General features: G+C 72.2%; 16 protein-coding genes. 8 read left to right on the top strand and 8 right to left on the bottom strand.

Annotated features, from left to right (window positions below):
- Nucleotides 1–26 precede the first annotated feature (26 nt).
- The 6 genes from BM076_RS08465 to BM076_RS08440 all read left to right on the top strand — a co-directional run bounded on the left by BM076_RS08465 (nt 27) and on the right by BM076_RS08440 (nt 9317).
- Nucleotides 27–836, top strand: a complete 810-nt coding sequence (locus tag BM076_RS08465; protein WP_245795915.1) for an ABC transporter permease — start codon at nt 27–29, stop codon at nt 834–836.
- Nucleotides 837–991: 155 nt separating this feature from the next.
- Nucleotides 992–2374, top strand: coding sequence for a S53 family peptidase (locus BM076_RS08460; protein WP_093712808.1), 1383 nt, complete (start codon nt 992–994; stop codon nt 2372–2374).
- Between the two features lie 168 nt (nt 2375–2542).
- Nucleotides 2543–4096 carry a glycosyl hydrolase family 18 protein gene (locus BM076_RS08455; protein WP_093712807.1) on the top strand — a complete coding sequence of 518 codons (1554 nt, stop codon included), beginning with the start codon at nt 2543–2545 and terminating at the stop codon, nt 4094–4096.
- A 134-nt stretch (nt 4097–4230) separates the two neighbouring features.
- The gene (locus BM076_RS08450) at nt 4231–5067 is read left to right on the top strand and encodes an undecaprenyl-diphosphate phosphatase (RefSeq protein WP_093712806.1); all 837 of its coding nucleotides are present in this window, start codon (nt 4231–4233) and stop codon (nt 5065–5067) included.
- A gap of 176 nt (nt 5068–5243) precedes the next feature.
- Nucleotides 5244–7505 (top strand): RICIN domain-containing protein, encoded by a 2262-nt coding sequence (locus BM076_RS08445; protein WP_456151207.1) that lies wholly within the window; start codon nt 5244–5246, stop codon nt 7503–7505.
- Nucleotides 7506–7778: 273 nt separating this feature from the next.
- A complete protein-coding gene (locus BM076_RS08440; RefSeq protein WP_093712805.1) occupies nt 7779–9317 on the top strand; it encodes an aldehyde dehydrogenase family protein in 1539 nt (512 codons plus the stop codon).
- A 297-nt stretch (nt 9318–9614) separates the two neighbouring features.
- On the opposite strand, the gene BM076_RS08435 is transcribed toward BM076_RS08440, so the two are convergent.
- From BM076_RS08435 to BM076_RS08420, 4 genes are all read right to left on the bottom strand, one after another.
- Nucleotides 9615–10718: a Gfo/Idh/MocA family protein gene (locus tag BM076_RS08435; RefSeq protein WP_093712804.1), complete on the bottom strand. Its 1104-nt coding sequence runs from the start codon at nt 10716–10718 to the stop codon at nt 9615–9617.
- On the bottom strand, nt 10715–11458 hold the full coding sequence (locus BM076_RS08430; protein WP_093712803.1) for a sugar phosphate isomerase/epimerase family protein: 744 nt from the start codon (nt 11456–11458) through the stop codon (nt 10715–10717). Before BM076_RS08430 ends, BM076_RS08435 begins: the two co-directional genes overlap by 4 nt.
- Nucleotides 11459–11536: 78 nt before the next feature.
- Entirely contained in the window at nt 11537–12457 is a 921-nt protein-coding gene (locus BM076_RS08425; protein WP_093712802.1) for a sugar phosphate isomerase/epimerase family protein, read from the bottom strand.
- A gap of 1 nt (nt 12458) precedes the next feature.
- On the bottom strand, nt 12459–13598 hold the full coding sequence (locus BM076_RS08420) for a Gfo/Idh/MocA family protein (RefSeq protein WP_245795858.1): 1140 nt from the start codon (nt 13596–13598) through the stop codon (nt 12459–12461).
- Nucleotides 13599–13734: 136 nt separating this feature from the next.
- Between BM076_RS08420 and BM076_RS08415 the strand changes: the two genes are divergently transcribed.
- Nucleotides 13735–14916 (top strand): ROK family protein, encoded by a 1182-nt coding sequence (locus BM076_RS08415; RefSeq protein WP_093712800.1) that lies wholly within the window; start codon nt 13735–13737, stop codon nt 14914–14916.
- A 115-nt stretch (nt 14917–15031) separates the two neighbouring features.
- On the top strand, nt 15032–16144 hold the full coding sequence (locus BM076_RS08410) for a DUF5954 family protein (protein WP_093712799.1): 1113 nt from the start codon (nt 15032–15034) through the stop codon (nt 16142–16144).
- Between the two features lie 12 nt (nt 16145–16156).
- Here BM076_RS08410 and BM076_RS08405 read toward each other — a convergent pair whose 3' ends face one another.
- The 4 genes from BM076_RS08405 to BM076_RS08390 all read right to left on the bottom strand — a co-directional run bounded on the left by BM076_RS08405 (nt 16157) and on the right by BM076_RS08390 (nt 20394).
- Nucleotides 16157–17554 carry a bifunctional transcriptional activator/DNA repair enzyme AdaA gene (locus BM076_RS08405; protein ID WP_093712798.1) on the bottom strand — a complete coding sequence of 466 codons (1398 nt, stop codon included), beginning with the start codon at nt 17552–17554 and terminating at the stop codon, nt 16157–16159.
- 79 nt (nt 17555–17633) lie between these two features.
- On the bottom strand, nt 17634–18059 hold the full coding sequence (locus tag BM076_RS08400; RefSeq protein ID WP_093712797.1) for a PIN domain-containing protein: 426 nt from the start codon (nt 18057–18059) through the stop codon (nt 17634–17636).
- Nucleotides 18056–19228: an aldose epimerase family protein gene (locus tag BM076_RS08395; protein ID WP_093712796.1), complete on the bottom strand. Its 1173-nt coding sequence runs from the start codon at nt 19226–19228 to the stop codon at nt 18056–18058. Before BM076_RS08395 ends, BM076_RS08400 begins: the two co-directional genes overlap by 4 nt.
- 149 nt (nt 19229–19377) lie before the next feature.
- Complete coding sequence (locus tag BM076_RS08390) at nt 19378–20394, bottom strand: LacI family DNA-binding transcriptional regulator (protein WP_093712795.1); 1017 nt, start codon at nt 20392–20394, stop codon at nt 19378–19380.
- Nucleotides 20395–20407: the final 13 nt, after the last annotated feature.

Raw genomic sequence — 20407 nt, 5'->3', positions numbered from 1 at the left:
CACCCGGCTACCGGCCGGGCCGTACGCTGCGGCTGCGCGTCGAGGCCCGGCGGCAGGTGCGCAGGCGCCGCACGATGATCGTGGCGGCCCTGCTGGTGGCGCTGCCCTTCATCCTGATCGCGGCCTTCGCGATCGGCGGCACCCCGAGCGGCGAGGGCAGCAACGGCCCCACGCTGATCGACGTCGCCACCGTCTCGGGCGCCAACTTCTGCGCGACGTGCCTGTTCGTCTCGGCGGGCTTCGTCCTGGTGGTGCCGGTCGCGCTGTTCTGCGGCGACACCGTGGCGTCGGAGGCGGGCTGGTCCTCGCTGCGCTATCTGCTGGCCGCGCCCGTGCCCCGGGCCCGGCTGCTGACGGTCAAGCTCACCGTGGCGCTCGGCTTCAGCGCGGTCGCGCTCGTGCTGCTGCCCGCGGTCGCGCTGCTCGCGGGCACCGTCGCGTACGGCTGGGGCGACCTGGAGCTGCCGACCGGCGGGGCGCTGGCCTCCGGCGACGCGCTGCCGCGGCTGGCGGTCGCGGTGGTCTACATCTTCATCAGCCAACTGGTCACGGCCGCGCTGGCCTTCTGGCTGTCCACCGTCACCGACGCGCCGCTGGGCGCGGTCGGCGGCGCGGTCGGCCTGACGATCGTCGGCAATGTGCTGGACGCGGTGACCGCGCTCGGCTCGTGGCGGGACGTGCTGCCCGCGCACTGGCAGTTCTCGTGGGCGGACGCGCTCCAGCCGACGATGGAGTGGTCCGGCATGGTGCAGGGCACCTCGGTGTCGCTGTCGTACGCCATCGTGCTGACCGCGCTGGCCTTCCGCGGCTTCCGCACCAAGGACATCGTGTCCTGACCTGCCGTCATGGCATGCCCATGAAAGGGCAAAGCGACGGCCATCCGGGGTAAAGCGGTCGGCAGCAAACGGCGGAACGACTTGTCCTGGGCATGATCTGTGGGTGTGATCGCGGCATCCGTCTCGTGCGGTCGCACTCCACACAAGGAGAGTCCATGCGCAGATTCCGCCCGCGGCCCCGTGCCGCGGTCGCGGCGGCCGGGGTCACCGCCCTGGTCGCCGCCGCTCTGACCGCCGCCCCCGCCGCCGGTTCGGCGCTCGCCGCCCCGGCCCGTACCGCGCCGTCGGTGAAGCCCGTGCCCGCGGTCACCGGACACCACCTGATCAGCGGGGTGAGCAGCCCGCTCAGCAACGCGCAGTGCCAGGCGAAGTGGGGCATCAACTGCTACACCCCGCAGCAGTACCGCCAGGCGTACGACCTCAAGCCGCTCTACCGGGCCGGCATCACCGGCCGGGGCCGGACGATCGTGATCGTGGACTCGTTCGGCTCGCCGACGATCCAGCACGACCTCGACGTGTACAGCAAGCAGTTCGGCATTCCCAGCTCGCACGTCCAGGTCGTCAAGTGGGGCGACGTGCCGCCGTTCGACCCGACCAACCCGGACCATACCGGCTGGGCGGGGGAGAGCACGCTGGACGTGGAGATGGCGCACGCCGTCGCCCCCGACGCGCACATCGTGCTGGTCGAAACCGGCGTCGCCGAGACCGAGGGCGTCACCGGCCTGCCGGAGATGATGGACGCCGAGAAGTCGATGATCGACCACGGCGTCGGCGACGTCATCACCCAGAGCTTCGGCGCCACCGAGAACACCTTCCCGGGCTTCGACAAGGGCGACTTCTCCAGCATCAAGAAGCTGCGGTACGCGTTCGAGGCCGCGGCCCGGCGCGGTGTGACGGTGCTCGCCTCGTCCGGCGACGGCGGCGCCACCGACGCCATGGCGGACGGCAGCACCGACTACCCGTACCCGGTGAACTCCTGGCCGTCGGCCGACCCGCTGGTCACCTCGATCGGCGGTACCCAACTGCACCTGGACGACGCGGGCAACCGCACGGCGCCCGACAGTGTGTACAACGACTACGGCGCGGGCGGCGGCGGCCAGTCGCACGTCTTCGCCCGGCCCTCGTACCAGAACGCGGTCAAGAATGTCGTCGGCTCCCGGCGCGGCACCCCGGACATCTCGATGACCGCGGCCGTCGACGGCGGCGCGTGGGTGTACTCCTCCTACGACCCGACGGCGGTCGGCTGGGACGTCTACGGCGGCACCAGCGAGGCCAGCCCGCTGTTCTCCGGGATCGTCGCGCTGGCCGACCAGTTCGCGGGCCACCGGGTGGGCGACATCCACCGCGCGCTGTACGCGCTCTACCGCGGCAACAGCCGGTTCACCGGGATCGTGGACGTCAAGGACGGCACGAACAACTCCTATGACGGGGTCACCGGTTACACCGCCGTGAAGGGGTACGACATGGCGACCGGAGTCGGCACGCTGGACGCCGCGCGGTTCGTTCCCGCGCTGGCCGTGGCCAGTTGGCGGCCCTGAGGGCGGACCGGGCGGGGGCGGAGCCCGACGCGATGATCTGTTAGGAGTCCTGACAGTGTTTGTTAGGACTCTTGACAGTCAGCTGGTCTGGACCAGCATTATTGGTCCAGACCAGCACGCTCGTTGTGCTGTCGGCCCCCACAATCCCCCCTGAAGGGAGCGCGGTCCATGACCGGACCCGTTCGCAGACCCCTCCGCGCGCTGCTCACCGGACTCGTCACCGCAACCGCCGCGGCCGGCCTCGCCCTGACCGGCGGCGGCACCGCGCACGCCGCCACCCCGCTGCCCGCCCACGTCTTCGCCCCGTACTTCGAGGCGTACAACGGCGACAGCCTCTCCGGACTCGCCAACGCCTCCGGGAACAAGTACCTCACCATGGCGTTCATCCAGACGCCGTCCGTCGGCTCCTGCACCCCGTACTGGAACGGCGACAGCGGGATGCCCATCAGCCAGGCCAACTTCGGCGCCGACATCGACTCGCTCCAGGCCGCCGGCGGCGACGTCATCCCGTCCTTCGGCGGCTACGCGGCCGACAACAGCGGCACCGAGATCGCCGACAGCTGCACCAACGTCAGCTCCATAGCCGCGGCCTACGAGAAGGTCATCACGACCTACGACATCAGCCGCATCGACCTCGACATCGAGGACAACTCGCTGACCAACGCCGGCGGCATCGACCGCCGCAACAAGGCCGTCAAGATGGTCCAGGACTGGGCCGCGAGCAACGGCCGCACCGTGCAGTTCTCGTACACCCTGCCGACCACCACCCACGGCCTGACCACCGGCACCGCCGGCGACGGCTCGGGTCTGTCGGTGATCCAGAACGCGATCTCCAACGGGGTCAAGGTCGACGTCGTGAATCTGATGACGTTCGACTACTACGACAACGCCACGCACAACATGGCCACCGACACCCAGACCGCCGCCACCGGTCTGCACGACCAGCTCAAGGGCCTGTACCCGTCGAAGACCGACGCGCAGATCTGGGGCATGGTCGGCGTCACCGAGATGCCCGGCATCGACGACTTCGGCCCGGCGGAGACCTTCACCACCGACAACGCCACCACCGTCTACAACTGGGCGGTGAGCAAGGGCATCAACACGCTGTCCTTCTGGGCGCTGCAGCGCGACAACGGCGGCTGCCCCGGCCAGGGCGGCTCCGACTCCTGCTCCGGCACCACGCAGAGCACCTGGCAGTTCAGCCACATCTTCGAGCCGTTCACCGGCGGCGGCACCACCACCCCGCCCCCGGCCAACGACTTCAGCGTCTCGCTGACCCCGTCGTCCGGCTCGGTCGTGCACGGCAGCTCCACCACCTCCAGCGTGCACACCGCCGTCGCCTCCGGCACCGCCCAGTCGGTCGCCCTGACCGTCTCCGGCGCCCCGTCCGGCGTCACCGCGACCGTCAGCCCCGGCTCGGTCACGGCCGGCGGCAACGCCACCTTGTCGGTCGCCACCACGGCGTCCGCGGCCCCCGGCACGTACACCCTGACCGTCACCGGCAAGGCGGGCACCACGACCCACACCGCCGCCTACACGCTGACCGTCACCGGCACCAGCAGCGGCTGCACCGCCACCCCGTGGAGCAGCAGCGCGGTCTACGTCGGCGGCAACACCGTCTCCTACAACGGCCACACCTGGAAGGCCAAGTGGTGGACGACGGGCGAGACGCCCGGCACCACCGGTGAGTGGGGCGTCTGGCAGGATCTCGGCGCCTGCTGACCCCTTCGGCGGCCGGGCCCCGGATTCGGGGTCCGGCCGCCGATCCTCTACAGTCTGACCCGTTGTCTACGAACATGTAGTCGGAACGGGCCGGGGTGCGCACCGCCCGCAGACCAGGGACGGGACCACCCAAAATGAGCGTCATCGGCGTCGGCCAGGCCGTCATTCTCGGCGTCGTGGAAGGAGTGACCGAATTCCTGCCGGTCTCCTCCACCGGACACCTGAAGATGGCCGAGGGCCTGATGAACATCCCGGTGGACGACAACGCGGTCGTCGGATTCACCGCGGTGATCCAGACCGGCGCCATCGCCGCCGTCTTCGTCTACTTCTTCACGGACATCAAGCGGTTCGTCAGCGCCTGGTTCAGGGGCGTGACGGACAAGAGGGAGCGGGACAACCACGACTACAAGTTCACCTGGTGGGTGATCTACGCGACCATCCCGATCGTCGTGGTCGGCCTGGCCGCCAAGCCGCTGATCGACGGGCCGCTCGGCTCGCTGTGGGTCGTCGCCCTGTCGCTGATCGGCGGCAGCGTCGTCATGTGGTGCGCCGAGCAGATGGCGCGATTCAAGCGCGGCGAGGACCAGGTCACCTTCAAGGACGCGATGATCGTCGGCTGCTCGCAGATCCTCGCGCTGCTCTTCCCCGGCTTCTCCCGGTCCGGCGCCACCATCTCCACCGCGCTCATCCGCGATCTGGACCGGGTCGCCGCCACCCGCCTGTCGTTCTTCCTCGGCCTGCCCGCCCTCACCGGCGCCGGACTGTACGAACTCAAGGACGCCACCAGCGGGGGAGTCGGCGTGCCCGCGCTCGCGGTCGGCACCCTGGTGTCCTTCGTGATCGCCTACGCCTCCATCGCCTGGCTGCTGAAGTTCGTCGCCAAGCACTCCTTCAACTCCTTCGTGATCTACCGGATCGTGATCGGTTTCGTGCTGATCGGCCTGCTCATGACGAACACCATCGACTCCTGACCCGCGGCGCGGCCCAGCCCGCGGCACGCTCGTGAAGGGCCCGGCCGGACGGCCGGGCCTTTTTCCGACCGGATAGTTCACGACTTATTTTTTGATGTGTATTGACTCGCAGTCGGGCGGCGCTTAGCGTCCACACCGCATCGCGACCCCACAACGCGACCGAGGAGACACGTGTGATCCAGGTCCCCGCCGTGCCCGGCACGCGCACCCGCACCTCCCGCACCCGCAGACGAACATCCGCCCTGGTGGCGGCACTTGTGCTGCCGGCCTCGGCCGGCCTCGCCCTGGTCACCGCACCCGGCGCCGGCGCCGCGACCCTGCCCACCGCCCCGGCCACGGTCACCGGCGTGGGCAGCGGCAAGTGCGTGGACGCCCGGGCCGCCGCCACCGGCAACGGCACCGCCGTGCAGCAGTACACCTGCAACGGAAGCAGCGCCCAGCAGTGGCAGTTCACCGCCACCGACAGCGGCTACTACCGGATCGGCGCCGGCTCCGCCCCCGCCCAGGTCTGGGACGTCACCAACGTCTCCACCGCCGACAGCGCGCTCACCCAGCTCTGGCTGTACGGCGGCGGCGCCAACCAGCAGTGGCTGCCGGTCCAGGAGGCGAGCGGCGCCTTCCACTTCGTCAACCGCAACAGCGGCAAGTGCCTGGACGTCCCCGGCGCCTCGGTGGCCGACAGCGTCCAGCTCCAGCAGTACACCTGCAACGGCACCGCGGCGCAGTCCTTCAACGTCAGCGGCAGCGACGGCGGCGGCCCCACCGACCCGCCCGCCGGGACCCCCGATTTCGGTCCCAACGTCACGGTGTTCGACCCGTCGATGTCGGCGTCCAGCATCCAGTCCAAGGTCACCTCGGTCTACAACCAGCAGGTCAACAACGAATTCGGCACCCAGCGCCAGGCACTGCTGTTCACCCCCGGCACGTACAACGTCGACATCCCCGTCGGCTACTACACCCAGGTCTCCGGCCTCGGCCTGTCGCCCGACCAGGTCAACATCACCGGCGGCGGCATCCATGTGGCGGGCCACACCAGCGACGGCAACGCGACCCAGAACTTCTGGCGCGACGTGGAGAACATGTCGCTGAGCCCCAGCTCCGGCAGCACCATGTGGGCGATCTCGCAGGCCGACCCCTTCCGCCGGATGGACGTGCACGGCGGCATGCTGCTGTACGACAACACGCACGGCAGCTCCGGCAACTGGTCCAGCGGCGGCTACATCGGCAACTCCCGGATCACCGGCCAGATCACCTCCGGCACCCAGCAGCAGTTCCTCACCAAGAACAGCTCGATGGGCAGCTGGAACGGCTCCAACTGGAACATGGTCTTCGTCGGCGACCAGGGCGCCCCCGGCAACACCTTCCCCAGCCCGCCCTACACCACGGTCGGCCAGAGCCCGGTCTCCAAGGAGAAGCCGTTCATCTACGTCGACGGCTCCGGCAACTGGCAGGTGTTCAACCCGGCGCTGCGCACCAACGTCCAGGGCCCGGACTGGGTCAACGGCACCTCGCCCGGCACGTCCATCCCGATCGACCAGTTCTACATCGTCAAGCCCGGTGACACCGCCACCACGATCAACGCCGCGCTCAGCTCCGGCAAGAACCTGATCGTCACCCCCGGCGTCTACCACCTGTCCGCACCGCTGAACATCACCCGGGCCAACACCGTCGTGCTCGGCCTCGGCATGGCCACCCTGGTGCCGGACAACGGCGTCACCGCGATCACCACCGCCGACGTCGACGGCATCGACATCGCCGGACTGCTGATCAGCGCCAACACCACCAACTCGGCGACCTTGATGCAGGTCGGCCCGGCCGGCTCCACCGCGAGCCACGCCGCCAACCCGACCACGCTGCAGGACGTGTTCTTCCGCGTCGGCGGCGACATCGCGGGCAAGGCCACCACCAGCCTGGTGGTCAACAGCGCCAATGTCATCGGCGACCACCTGTGGCTGTGGCGCGGCGACCACTCCAACGGCGTCGGCTGGAACACCAATCCGGCCGCCCAGGGCCTGATCGTCAACGGCGCCGACGTCACCATGTACGGCCTGTTCGTTGAGCACTACGAGAAGTACCAGACCACCTGGAACGGCAACGGCGGGCGCACGTACTTCTACCAGAGCGAGACCCCCTACGACGTACCCGACCAGGGCAGCTGGACCACCAGCGGCGGTGACCTCGGCTACGCCTCGTACAAGGTCGCCAACTCCGTCACCTCGCACGAGGCATGGGGACTCGGCATCTACGCCTATCTGCGCGACCACCCCAACCTGGTGCTCGGGCACGCCATCGAGACGCCCACCTCGGCGGGCGTGAAATTCCACGACATGGTCACCACCGTCCTCGGCGGCGCGGGCAACATCAACCACGTCATCGACCAGACGGGACCCGCGGTGACGGCGAGCCACTCGCACGACACCTGGACCACCTACCCGTAACCGAGCGCGGGTCCGCACCCGCGCGACGACCGAGAAGCCGAGGGGCCGGCCGGCCCAAGGGGGCGCATCCCGCCGGCCGGCCCCTCACCCGTACCCGTCGTGACGCCCCAACACCCGTACTCTTCACCACATTTGAGGCCGGTGACGGCACCGTGACGGGGCCGGTCGCTATGGTCATGACGGGCCGCACCACGACGACGTGGGCCGCGACCCGCACGCACGCGCGGTGGTGCGCCGCGCGAGATCCGCCCCCCATACGAGAGCGGAGTTCTCATGACCCTCATCCTCAAGCCCGCAGCGGCCTGGAACGACGCGTGGCGGCGCGCCCTCCAGGCGGCGCCCGAGGCGTTCCGCGACGACCGCGTCCTGAACCTGTGGGCCGGTCAATGGCAGGCCGACGGGCGGGTGCTGCCCGCCGTCTCACCGGTCGACGGCAGCCCGATCGCCGGACCGCCGCGGCTCGACGCGGCCACCGCGCGGCAGGCCGTACGCGCCGCGCTCGACGAACACCGCGCATGGCGGCACGTGCCGCTGCCCGAGCGCAGGGCCCGGGTCACCGCGACCCTGGACGCCCTCACCGAACACCGCGACCTGCTGGCCCTGCTGCTGGTCTGGGAGATCGGCAAACCGTGGCGGCTCGCGTGCGCCGACGTCGACCGGGCGATCGACGGGGTGCGCTGGTACGTCGACGGCATCGAGCCGATGCTCGCCGGCCGCACCGCGCTCGGCGGCCCCGTCTCCAACATCGCCAGCTGGAACTACCCGATGAGCGTGCTGGTGCACGCCGTGCTCGTCCAGGCGCTGGCCGGCAACGCGGTGATCGCCAAGACGCCCACCGACGGCGGGCTCGCCTGCCTCACCCTGGCCGCCGCGCTCGCCCGGCGCGAGGGCATCCCCCTCACCCTGGTCAGCGGCAGCGGCGGTGAACTGTCCGAGGCGCTGGTGCAGTCCGCCGAGATCGGCTGCGTCTCCTTCGTCGGCGGCCGGGACACCGGCGCCCGGATCGCGACCGCCGTCGCCGACGTCGGCAAGCGGCACATCCTCGAACAGGAGGGCCTCAACTGCTGGGGCCTGTGGGAGTACAGCGACTGGGACGCCTTCGGCGCGCAGATCCCCAAGCTCTTCGACTACGCCAAGCAGCGGTGCACCGCCTACCCGCGGTTCGTCGTGCAGCGGTCCCGCTTCGCCGACTTCCTGGCCGCCTACCTGCCGGCCGTGAAGTCCGTACGCACCGGCCACCCGCTGGCCGTCGCCGCGCCCGACGACCCGCTGCCCGCCCTCGACTTCGGGCCGCTGATCAACGCGGCCAAGGCCAAGGAACTGGCCGACCTGGTCGCCGAGGCCGTCGACCGCGGCGCGGTGCCGCTGCACCACGGCGCCCTCGACCCCGGGCTCTTCCTGCCCGGCCAGGACACCTCGGCCTACCTCGCCCCGGTCACCCTGCTCGGGCCGCCGCCTTCCTCGCCGCTGCACCACACCGAGCCGTTCGGCCCGGTCGACACCATCGTCCTCGTCGACACCGAGGCGGAACTGCTCGCGGCCATGAACGCCTCCAACGGCGCCCTGGTCGCCGCCCTGTCCTGCGACGACCCGCGCACCACCCAGCGGCTCGCCGCCCAGGTCCGGGCCTTCAAGGTCGGCCACGGCGCGCCCCGCTCGCGCGGCGACCGCGACGAACTCTTCGGCGGCCTCGGCGCCTCCTGGCGCGGCGCCTTCGTCGGCGGCGAACTCCTCGTCCACGCCGTCACCGAGGGCCCGACCCCTGACCGCCTCCCGGGCAACTTCCCGGATTACCAGCTGCCTGCGGCGTAATACCCGCACCAATCAGCCGCACACGTCCCCTGGGCGCCCCAGGAACGGCACCTCTACGGAGTGCGGTGAGCCGGTGTAGCCAGCGAGCCAAAGGCGGCGCCGGTGTCGAAAGAGACGATGAGCAGGGAGCGAGGAACGAGCGACCGTCGAAGTGGGGGCACCTCCCGGACGAAGTCTGGGGGAGACCGTCGACACCGGATCTAAGCCGCCGGAGGCGAGAGGGCGGCAAAAAGAGGAGCCGGTCGGCCCATCCCCCCACGGGTGGGCCGGCCGGCGGGCCGGCGGCTTCGGTGCTGGTCAGGTCAGCGTCGAAGCCGCCGGATCCCAGGCGTCCGGCAGTGGTGCGACCGCCGGAGCGCTGGTCTCCAGGGTGCGGACGGTGCGGTGTTCCGCGGCGTCCGTGATGGTGGCCATCAAGTCCAGGACGTGCTGGGCGAGTTCGCCGGAGGCGCGGTGCTCGGCGCCGCCCCGGATGGCGCGGGCCATGTCGAGCACGCCGAGGCCGCGCCCGGCGACGGTGCCCGTGACGGGCAGGTCGCGCCAGTCCTCGTCGTCGAACCCCCGGACCTGAAGGGGCCCTTCGAAGGTGTTGGGGTCGGGCAGCGAGAGCGTCCCCTCGGTACCGGTGACCTCGATCATGCGGCGCGGCACCGAGGAGTCGAAGCTGAAGGTCGCCGAGGCGCTGGGGCCGCCGGCGAAGTCCAGCAACGCGTGGACGTGGGTGGGCACTTCGACGGCGAAGGAGGTGCCCTCCTTGGGTCCGGAGCCGATCACCCGGTGCCCGTGCGCCTGCCGCGCGGAGGCGGCGACCCGGGCGACGGGGCCGAACAGCGCGACCAGGGCCGTCAGATAGTACGGGCCGATGTCGAACAGCGGCCCGGCGCCGTACTGGTAGAGGAATTCCGGGTTGGGGTGCCACTTCTCCGGCCCCGGACCCTGCGTGACGGCGGTGGCGCTGACCGGCTCGCCGATGGCGCCCGCGGCGAGCGCCCGCGCCGCGGACTGCAGGCCCGCGCCGAGGAAGGTGTCGGGAGCGCTCCCGACCCGCAGGTCCCGCGACTGCGCCTCCGCCAGGATCTTCGCCCCGTCGGACGGCGCGAGCGCCAGCGGCTTCTCGCCGTAGACGTGCTTGCCCGCGCGGAGCGCGGCGGTGGCGACCTCGGCGTGCGCCGCCGGGATCGTCAGATTGACGACGATCTCCACCTCGGGGATCGCGAGCACCGACGCGAGGTCGCCCGCCACCGGCACCCCGTAGGCGCCGGCCGCCGCGCGGGCCCGCTCGGTGTCGAGGTCGGCGACCGCGAGCACCTTCAGGTCGGGGAAGACGGTCAGATGGTCGAGGTACTGGGTGCTGATCACCCCGGCGCCGACGACGGCGACGCCGACCGGACCGCCGCTCATGAACGCTCCAGCTCTGTGAGGTAGGCGAGGCTGTCCGCGACCGCCTCGAAGATGTCGCCCGCGCAGGTGTCCAGTTCGACGATCCGCTGCGCGTGCGGCGCGGCGGCCAGGATCGACGGCACGTCGATGGTGCCCTTGCCGACGGCGGTGTGCGGCTGGTCCTTCACCCCGGGCCCGTCCTTGACGTGGAGCGCCAGCACCCGGTCGCCCAGGGTGCGCAGCAGCGCCGGCACATCGGCGCCGCCGACCGCGGCCCAGTACGTGTCGACCTCCAGGAACACTTCGGGGGCCAGCCGGTCCGCCAGCTCCTCCAGCGCGGTCCTGCCGTCGAAGCGCGGCTCGATCTCCCACCAGTGGTTGTGGTAGCCGATCCGCATACCGCGCTCCGCGGCCTTCTCCGCGAAACCGTTGAGGGTGGCCGCGGTGCGGTCCAGGCCCTCGGCGGTGGTGAACTCCTCGTGCGCGATCCCGCCGGGGATGATCACCAGGTCGGTGCCGACGGTGGCGATCGCGTCGAAGACCTCCGCCGCCTCCTTGTCGAACAGGGCGTAGGCGTGCGTGCTGTTGACGCTGATCCCCAGGTCGTCCACGACCTTGCGGAAACCGGTCGGGTCGGCGGTCGGGTCGTACGCCTCGACGGCGGTGTATCCGATGCCGGCGAGCCGGGACAGCGTGCCGTCGCGGTCGGCGGCGATCTGGTCCCGGAGGGTGTAGAGCTGGATGCTCAGGGGTGTGGCCATCGTGACGATGCCTCCTGGAAGTACGGCGGGGTGGTACGGCGGGTGCGGGGGACGGTTGGCGTCGCGTGGTGCCGCGGGTCAGCCGACGATGAGCGGGCGCAGCGTGCGGTGGGCGATCTCCAGGCCCTGGGTGATCCGTCGGACGTCGCCGCTCCAGACGGGATCCTCGTGCTCGACGGACAGGGTGCCGGTGAAGCCGCCCTCGTAGAGGGTGTCGACGATCCGGCGCCAGTCCACGTCGCCGAGGCCCGGCACCCGGTAGCGCCACCAGCCGCTGTCCCAGCCGTCGGCGCGCTCCACGGTCCGGCCGAAGAAGCCGTAGCGGTTCCTGGCGCGCGGGTCGAGCTGCGCGTCCTTGGCCTGGGCGTGCGGGATCCGGTCGATGTACGGCTTGAGCGCCTCGACCGGGTCGATGCCGAGCCACATCAGGTGCGAGGGGTCGTAGTTGAGGTAGAGGCCGAGGTCGAACATCCACTCCCACAGCTCGGGGGAGTAGGCCAGATTCCCCGGGTAGCCGTCCGGGTGCCAGCCCTCCATCACACAGTTCTCGATGATGATCTTCACGCCGCGCTCGCCCGCGTACTCCACCAGGGGCGGCAGCTCCCGTTCGGCCAGCGCGATGTTCTCCTTGACGGTCAGCCCCGGGTGGCGGCCGACGAAGGTGCCCACGTGGTCCACGCCCAGCAGCCGGGCGGCGTCCACATTGGCGCGGACATGGGCGGCGATCTCCGCCCTGCGGCTCTCGTCCGGGTGCAGATTGTTCTCGTAGTACGCCAGTGCCGACAGCGTGAGCCCGTGCCGGTCGAACAGGGCGCTCACCTCGTCGGCCCGTCGCTTGTCGAAGCCGGTCACATCGATGTGGCTGGCCTCGAACTCCCGGGAGCCGGTGGACGGCCAGGTGGCCACCTCCAGCGCCTGGTAGTCGTGCGCCGCCGCCCAGGCGGCGATGTCGCCCAGCGGGAGCTGCGGAAGGCAGGCGGTCAGGAAGCCCAGCTTCATCTCAGGAGACCTCTTTCCAGGACCGGTCCGCCGCCGAGCCCAGTACGGCCTCGGTCAGGCGCACCATGCGGGCGGCGTCGTCGAAGGTGGGGTACGTGCCCCAGGTGGTGTCGGCCGCGGGCCCGTCCGCCGCGCGCGGGGCGCGGATCGCGGCGTGCACCTCGCGGACGAAGGCGGCGAAGCAGTCGAGATAGCCCATCGGGTGCCCGCCGGGCACCACGGACAGCCGGGCCGCGACGGGCGAGAGCACCGCGGGGTCGCGCAGCACCGCCGCGTTCTCGCCGCGGCTGCCGACGAAGAGCGACTCGGGGTTCTCCTGGTCGAAGGCGAGCGACGTACGTGTGCCGTCGACCTCGAACCACAGCCGGTTCTTCCGGCCGGGCGAGATCTGCGAGACCGTCACCGTGCCGGTCGCGCCGCGGTCGGTGCGGAACAGCAGCTGCACCACGTCCTCGGTGTCCGGCCGGACCGCAGCGCCCTCCGCCGTACGGTCCACGGTCTGGCTGACCGCCGTCAGCTCCGCGATCCGGTGCCCGGTCACCCACTCGACCAGGTCGCACCAGTGCGAGCCGATGTCGGCGAACGCCCGGGACGGGCCGCCCGCAACCGTGTCCACCCGCCAGTTGGTGTCGTCCGGCTCAGAGAGCCAGTCCTGGAGGTAGTGGCCGTGCACCAGGCGTACGTCGCCGGCCCGGCCGTCCCGCACCCGGGCCCGCGCCTCGGCGGCCATGGGGTGGTAGCGGTAGACGAACGGCACCGCCGCGACCAGACCGGTCTCAGCGGCGAGCGCCGCGAGCGCGTCCGCCGTCGCCCCCGAGGTCGTCAGCGGCTTCTCGCACACCACGTGCTTGCCCGCTCGCAGCGCCAGCTCCGCCAGCTCCGCGTGCGCGCCGTTGGGCGTGCAGATGTGCACCACATCGACGTCGTCGCTGGTGACCAGCGCCTGCGAGGAGTCGAAGGCCCGCTCCACCCCGAGCGCCGCGGCGGCCTCCTTGGCCCGCGCGGGAGTCGACGCGCTGACCCCGACCACAGGGGCGCCGTTCCTGCGCACCGCGTCCAGATGCACCTGCCCGATCATGCCCACGCCGGCGATGGCCGTACGCAGTGAGGAACCTGCTGCAACCGAGGTTGTCCGGCCCACGAATGCCCTCCCTTTCCGCTCGCCGAGAACGCTAGCCACCGCTGTTTCGGTTGACAATGGCAATATTTAGGCTAACTTCTGTCATAAATCAGCGCCGGAGATCAGCAACGACCGGCGGAGGGAGGGTAGGGGACCGATGACCGTACCGACCGACCGGCAGTTGACCGCGCTCAGCGAACTGGCCGGGCTCGTCGCCGGCGGCGCCACCCGGCGCAGCCAACTCGCCACCGCCACCGGCCTGTCCAGGGCCGCCGTCGCCCAGCGCGTCGACCTGCTGATCACCAAGGGGCTGCTGGTCGAGACCGGCACCGAGGCCACCGAGCGCGGCCGCCCGCCGCTCACCCTGCAACTCGCCTCGGACAGCGCCGTCGTGGTCGCCGTCGACCTCGGCGCCACCCACCGCACGGTCGCCGTCGCCGAACTCGGCGGCCGGGTCCTCGCCGAGGCCACCGAGGACCTCGACATCAACGCAGGACCCGAACCCGTACTCACCGGCGTGCACGAGCAGATCGGCCGGCTGCTCGCCGACGCCGGCCACCCCGCCGCCCACGTACGCGCCATCAGCATCGGCGTCCCCGGACCCGTCGAGGCCCGTACCGGCACCGTGATCCGGCCGCCCATCATGCGCGGCTGGGACGGCTACCGCGTCCCCGGCTTCTTCGCCGGCCGCTACGACGCCCCCGTCCTCGTCGACAACGACGTCAACATGATGGCGCTCGGCGAGTACGGCCACCGGCCCGCCGCCGACCACCTGCTGTACGTCAAGGTCGGCACCGGCATCGGCTGCGGCATCGTCTCCGGCGGCGTCGTGCACCGCGGCGCCACCGGAGCGGCCGGCGACATCGGCCACATCCGGGTCCCCGGCCACGACGACGTGCTCTGCCACTGCGGCAACACCGGCTGCGTCGAGGCCGTCGCCTCCGGCGCCGCGATCGCCGCCAAGCTCCGCGAGGCCGGGCTCGCGGCCGAACACGCCGCCGACGTCGTCCGGTTGGTCGCGGCCGGCGACCCGGTGGCCCGCCGCCAGGTGCGGCTCGCCGCCCAGCGGCTCGGCGACGTCCTCGCGTCCCTGGTCAGCTTCTACAACCCGGACACCATCGTCCTCGGCGGCAGCATCGCCAGCCTGCACGACGATCTGCTCGCTGACATCCGCGCCGCCGTCTACCGCCGCGCCCTCCCGCTGGCCACCAGAACCGTCGCCATCGAGACCACCGTGCTCGGCCGCCGGGCCGGTATCGAAGGCGCCCGCAGGCTCGCCGTCGAGCACCTGCTGTCACCCGAAGGGATCGGTCACGTGCTCGCCGCACCCGTCGCCTGAAACACCCTTGCCCCGCATTTCCCCCGGTGGACGCGCGTCACGTCAACTCATCCGAGAGTGACGGGCTTTCGCGTATCGGTCGCGTACGGGCCCGCCGTATGGGCATGCTGGATCCATGGATGCGCACGGCGACGATGTTCCTGCCTACCAGACGATCCGGGTGACCACGCCTGAGTCCCCGGTCGCCGCGCTCGCCGACATCGAGGCGTGGAAGGCGAGAAAGACCTATCCGTCCATGCTCTTCGCGGGCGGCCCGGTCTTCGGCATCGCCCGCGAACTGGAGTCGGGCGGCTGGAAGTTGCAGCCCTACTTCAGCGGTCGCGCGCCGCAGGACGCCCGCGACACCCTCGGCTCGCACTTCCGCCGGCTCTCGCAGGCCGCCGGGCAGGAGGGCGACGCGGAGGCCGAGGCGGAGTACCTCGCCGCGGGCGAACGCCTCGAATGGGAGGCCCTGGACGAGATGACGGTACGCGGCAGCCGCTACCGCATCGTCCGCGCCGAACGCTTCATCCGGATGGGGCCCGACGGACCGGAACCGCCGCGCGACACCGACCCGGACCCGAGCCCGCCCGGCGCCACCGGCGGCGACTACGACCCCGCCGACGGCCTGGTCATCGACCCGGTCAACGCCACCGGACTGTCCGAGGGCATCCTCAAGGTCGAACTGCTGGCCGCGCTGCGGAAGAAGGGCACCGTGCCCGCCGATGTGCGCGACGACTCTCGCGCCGCCGCCGTCACCCACCCCGGCGGTGTGCTGCTGCCCGCCACCTTCATGACCGCCGAGCGCGACGGCTCCCGCTGGCGCCCGGATTCCGCCGGCACCGCCACCACCCCGCAGGCCGCGCGCGACGGCCTCGCCATGCAACTGCGCGTCATGCTCCCCTGGCAGAAGGACCTCGGCCCTGCCGAGCGCGAGATCTACTCACGCGCCGCCGACGACCTCGACGCCCGGCGCGGCGACGAACTCGACGTCGGCGACCGGCACTTCCGTATCGTCCGGGTCGAACGCCTGGTCAGGATCGGCCCCGACGGCCCCGAAGGACCGCGCCCCTCCGACCCCGACCCGATCCCGCCGGTCATGGTCCAGGACCAGCAACTGCGCGAACAGGGCCTGCTCCACGACGACGAGGACGAGCCCGATCCCGAACCCGATGAGCGCACCCGTAAATTCATCGCCCTCTTCGAGGAGGAGCGGCTCCGCCGGGACAATCTCCGCGACAAGCCCTGACGCCGGCGCGCGTCACGCCTGCGCCCACCACCTGTAGTGCGCCGCGTACGAGCGCCACGGCCGCCAGGCGTCCTCGCCGGCCGCGCCGCCCGGCAGGACGTCCGGGTCGCCCAGGCCCCGCATCCGGATGAAGGACGCGGTCATGGCGCCGACCCCCGGCAGCGCGGCCAGCGCGCGTTCGGTCGCGTCGCGGTCGGCGCCGGGGTCGAGGTGCAGGGCGCCGTCGGTGAGGGCGCGGCACAGGCCGTCGAGACCGGGGACGTCCGCCGCGATCAGGTCCGCGGGCCGCGGGAAGAGATGGGTGAGGGCGCCGTCCGGGGCGGCGAGTGGGGTGCCGTACCGCGTGACGAGCGCGTCGGCGCCGGACGGCGGCCGGGGCGCGGCGGCCTCGCCGAGCAGCGCCCGGACGGCGAATTCGTCGGGGTCCGGTGTGCCGGGGGAGCGCAGGCCGGGGACGCGGGCGACCAGCGGGGCCAACTCGGTGTCGGCGCCCAGGCGTTCGGCGACGGCGTACGGATCGGCGTCGAGGTCGAAGAGGCGGCGGACGCGCTGCGTCGCGGTGGTGAGGTCGCGCAGGTCGCCGAGGTGCAGCCTGCAGTCGAGCCACTGGCCGCCGCTTCTGCTGCCGCCGCCGGTCCGCTCGGACACCTCGGCGATGCCCGAGCCGTGCGGGAGCCGCAGCGTACGGCGGTAGGTGCGGGCGCCCGGCGCGCCGACGACCTCCTCCACACCGCGCACCGCCCGCGCGGCCAGGAAGTCGAAGACCTGTCCGGCGGCGTACGCCCCGCGGTAGGCGAGCCGCAGCGGTACGCCCGCCGCGCCGCCGACCGGTCCGGACCGCGCGTCCCTCGCGGGCCGGGCGGCCCGCAGCTGGGTCGGGGTGGCCGCGTAGATCTCGCGGATCGTCTCGTTGAACTGCCGCACGCTCGCGAAGCCCGACGCGAAGGCGATGTCGGCGGCCTGCATCGACGTGGTCTGGAGCAGCACCCGGGCGGTGTGGCCGCGCTGCGCCCTGGCCAGTGCGATGGGTCCGGCGCCCACCTCCGCGTTGAGCTGCCGCTGCACCTGGCGGGCGCTGTAGCCCAGCCGGGTCGCCAGGCCCGCCACGCCCTCGCGGTCCACGACCCCGTCACCGATCAGCCGCATCGCCCGCCCGACGACATCGGCCCGCGCGTTCCAGTCCGCCGACCCGGGCACCGCGTCCGGCCGGCACCGCCGGCACGCCCGGAAGCCGGCCGCCTGCGCGGCGGCGGCCGTGGCGTAGAAGGAGACATTCCCGCGCTTCGGTGTGATCGCCGGGCAGCTCGGCCGGCAGTAGATCCCGGTGGTGGCCACCGCGAAGAAGAACACCCCGTCGAACCGGGCGTCCCGGCTGCTCACCGCCTCGTACCTGCTGTCCTCGACCGTCATGCCCCCCAGTATGCGAGCCGCCCGCCACCCGGGCTGGCGGATTTCGGACCCGACGCTGGGACCGCCCCGGGTCCGTTCGTCACCGGGGGCGGACGGCGCGGGGGCCGATGACCGCCGCGCCGACCTCGGTGACGCGGGTGCGGAGTTCGCGGTCGGCGGTGATGACCAGGCAGGGGCGGTCGGGGTGGGTGATGCGGGAGTGGGCGGCGACCTCGGTAATGGTGTCGTCGCCGCTGCCGGGGGCGGATTCGACGCGGACGCCGGGGACCGGGTCGACGCCGCGGGCGGCGCCCTCCACGACGAGGACGATGTCGAGCGGCTGCCCGCAGGCCCACGGCGGTGCGCCGCTGTCGGCGGCAAGACCGGTGGCGGCCAGGGGAGCCAGGGCGTCGCGCAGCCGCTCGGCGGCCCCGCGCCGGTCGCGCCACCAGCCGTCAGGCACCGAGCCGACGACATTCGCACCGTCCACGACGAGCAGCGGCGCGTCCGCCGCCGCGCCCGTCACCGGCCGTCCGCCGGGTCCGAACCGATGGGCGCGGGCGGGTCGACGACGCCCCCCTGCCCGCCCGCGGCCCGGTCCTCGTCCTCCGCGAGATGCGGAAAGCGGAATTCGGTGCGGCTGCGGAACACGGCGCCGGGCCGCAGCACCGTGGACGGGTACTCGGGCCGGTTCGGCGAGTCCGGCAGGTGCTGGGTCTCCAGGCACACCGCGGCGCGGGCCCGGTGCGGGCGCCCGTCGGGGCCGGTCAGGGAGCCGTCGAGCTGATTGGCGGTATAGACCTGGATGCCCGGCTCGGTGGTCCGTACCTCCATCACCCGGCCGCTGTCCGGATCGGTGAGCACCGCCGCGACCCGCGGCGCGCCGTCCGGGTCCGCCGGCCTCAGTACCCAGCAGTGGTCGTACCCCTCGGCGGCCTTCAGCTGCGGGTCCGGATCGTCGATGCCGTCGCCGATGGCGCGCGGGACGGTGAAATCGAAGGGCGTGCCCGCGACCGCCTGCTCGGGACCCCACGGAATGGCCTCGGGCGTGACCGGCAGGAAACCGTCGGCGGCGACGTACAGCGTGTGCCGCTCGATGCCGCCCGGCTCACCGTCCGCCGCGGACCCCTGGCCGCTCCCGGCGAGATTGAAGTACGCGTGATTGGTGAGGTTGACGACCGTCGGCCGGTCGCCGCGCGCCTCGAAGTCCAGCGCCAGCGTCCCCGCGTCGTCCAGCGTGTACGTGGCCGTGACGTCCAGCGCGCCGGGAAAGCCCATGTCGCCGTCCGGGCTGTGCAGGGTCAGCCGCAGCGCGCCGGGCAGCGGCTCGGCGCGCCACAGCCTGCGGTGGAAACCGTCGGGCCCGCCGTGCAAGGTGTGGCCGCGGTCGTTGGCGGGCAGCCGGTGCACCCGCCCGTCGAGGGTGAAGCGCCCCTCGCCGATCCGGTTGGCGTAGCGCCCGACGAGCGCGCCGAAGTACGGGCTGTCGGTGGCGTACGAGGCGGCGTCGGGCAGCGACAGCACCACATTGCCGCGCCGACCGGCACGGTCGGGCACGTCCAGCGTGTGCAGGATGCCGCCGTAGGTGAGGATCTCGGCACTGACCCCGGCGGCCGAGGTGAGCCGCCAGCGCTCCACCTGCCACCCGTCGGGAGTGGTGCCGAAGGGTTCGCTGAGCGGGGCGGGACGGGGCATCGGCTGTCCTCCGGGACTCCGGGATTCCGGGACGTCCGAAGCTCCGGGGCTCCGGAACTCCGGCACATGGGCGGGGCGGGCACTGCTGGGCGGCGTACGGCCGCGGCCGGGCGGGTCCTCGCGGGAAGGGTCCGGCGCCGGCGGCGGCCTCACCCCGACCGGGGCGCGGTCGACTCCCTGGCCACGAGTGTGTACCCGGGCGTGATCCGCTCCGCGTTGATCTGCGGCGTGCCGGTCAGCCGCGCCACCACCCGCTCGACGGCGAGCCGCGCGATGGCCTGCTTGTCCGGCGACACCGTGGTGAGCGCGATGGTCGAGAAACGGCCCTCCTCGACGTCGTCGAAGCCGACCACCGACACGTCCTGCGGCACCCGCAGTCCGCGCTCCACCAGGGCCCGCATCGCGCCGAGCGCCATCAGGTCGTTGTACGCGAACACCGCGTCGGGCCGGGTGCCGCGGTCCAGCAGCGCGTTCATCGCGGCGGCGCCGTCCCAGCGGCCGTAGCCGTCGGTGGCGGCCACCAGCGAGTCGTCGCCGGGCAGGCCGGCCGCCGCCAGCTCCTCGCGCCAGCCGCGCAGCCGCAGGTGGGCGGGTTGCCGCGCGCTCTCCCTGCGGGCGCCGAGAAAGGCGATCCGGCGGTGGCCGAGCCCGGTCAGATGGCGTACCGCGCTGCGGGCGGCGGCCACGTTGTCGATGGCGATCTGGTCGTACGGCGCGTCGTACTCGCGCTCGCCGAGCAGCACCAGCGGCGCGTCGTCGATCCGGCCGAGCAGATCCGCGGCCTCCAGCTCGATCGGGCTGAGGATCAGGCCGTCGATGACATGGGCCCGGAAGCCCTGCGAGACCAGCACCTCCTTCTCGCGCTGGCCCGCGGTGTGGTCGAGCAGCACCGTGTAGTCGTGCCGGGCGGCGGCGTCGATGACGGCGCCTGCCAGCTCCGCGAAGTACGGGTTGCCCAGTTCCGGTACGGCGAGCGCGATGATGCCGGTACGGCCCTTGCGCAGGTGCCGGGCGGTGAGATTCGGGCGGTAGCCCAGCTCGTCGATCGCCCGCTGCACGCGCTCGCGCATGCCGGGCGTGACATGCGGATAGTTGTTCACCACATTCGACACGGTCTTGACGGACACGCCCGCCAGTCGTGCGACGTCCTTCAGGCTGGCGCCCACGGAGTTCCTTCCC

This window comes from Actinacidiphila alni, assembly GCF_900112845.1.
GTDB lineage: Bacteria > Actinomycetota > Actinomycetes > Streptomycetales > Streptomycetaceae > Actinacidiphila > Actinacidiphila alni.
The sequence above is the reverse complement of the archived record's forward strand: the minus strand, read 5'-3'. Positions and strand labels throughout refer to the sequence as shown.

Coding starts and splice junctions, on each gene's coding strand:
- BM076_RS08460 (WP_093712808.1), top strand. CDS start 992: ATGCGCAGATTCCGCCCGCGGCCCCGTGCCGCGGTCGCGGCGGCCGGG.
- BM076_RS08455 (WP_093712807.1), top strand. CDS start 2,543: ATGACCGGACCCGTTCGCAGACCCCTCCGCGCGCTGCTCACCGGACTC.
- BM076_RS08450 (WP_093712806.1), top strand. CDS start 4,231: ATGAGCGTCATCGGCGTCGGCCAGGCCGTCATTCTCGGCGTCGTGGAA.
- BM076_RS08440 (WP_093712805.1), top strand. CDS start 7,779: ATGACCCTCATCCTCAAGCCCGCAGCGGCCTGGAACGACGCGTGGCGG.
- BM076_RS08435 (WP_093712804.1), bottom strand. CDS start 10,718: ATGAGCGGCGGTCCGGTCGGCGTCGCCGTCGTCGGCGCCGGGGTGATC.
- BM076_RS08430 (WP_093712803.1), bottom strand. CDS start 11,458: ATGGCCACACCCCTGAGCATCCAGCTCTACACCCTCCGGGACCAGATC.
- BM076_RS08425 (WP_093712802.1), bottom strand. CDS start 12,457: ATGAAGCTGGGCTTCCTGACCGCCTGCCTTCCGCAGCTCCCGCTGGGC.
- BM076_RS08415 (WP_093712800.1), top strand. CDS start 13,735: ATGACCGTACCGACCGACCGGCAGTTGACCGCGCTCAGCGAACTGGCC.
- BM076_RS08410 (WP_093712799.1), top strand. CDS start 15,032: ATGGATGCGCACGGCGACGATGTTCCTGCCTACCAGACGATCCGGGTG.
- BM076_RS08405 (WP_093712798.1), bottom strand. CDS start 17,554: ATGACGGTCGAGGACAGCAGGTACGAGGCGGTGAGCAGCCGGGACGCC.
- BM076_RS08395 (WP_093712796.1), bottom strand. CDS start 19,228: ATGCCCCGTCCCGCCCCGCTCAGCGAACCCTTCGGCACCACTCCCGAC.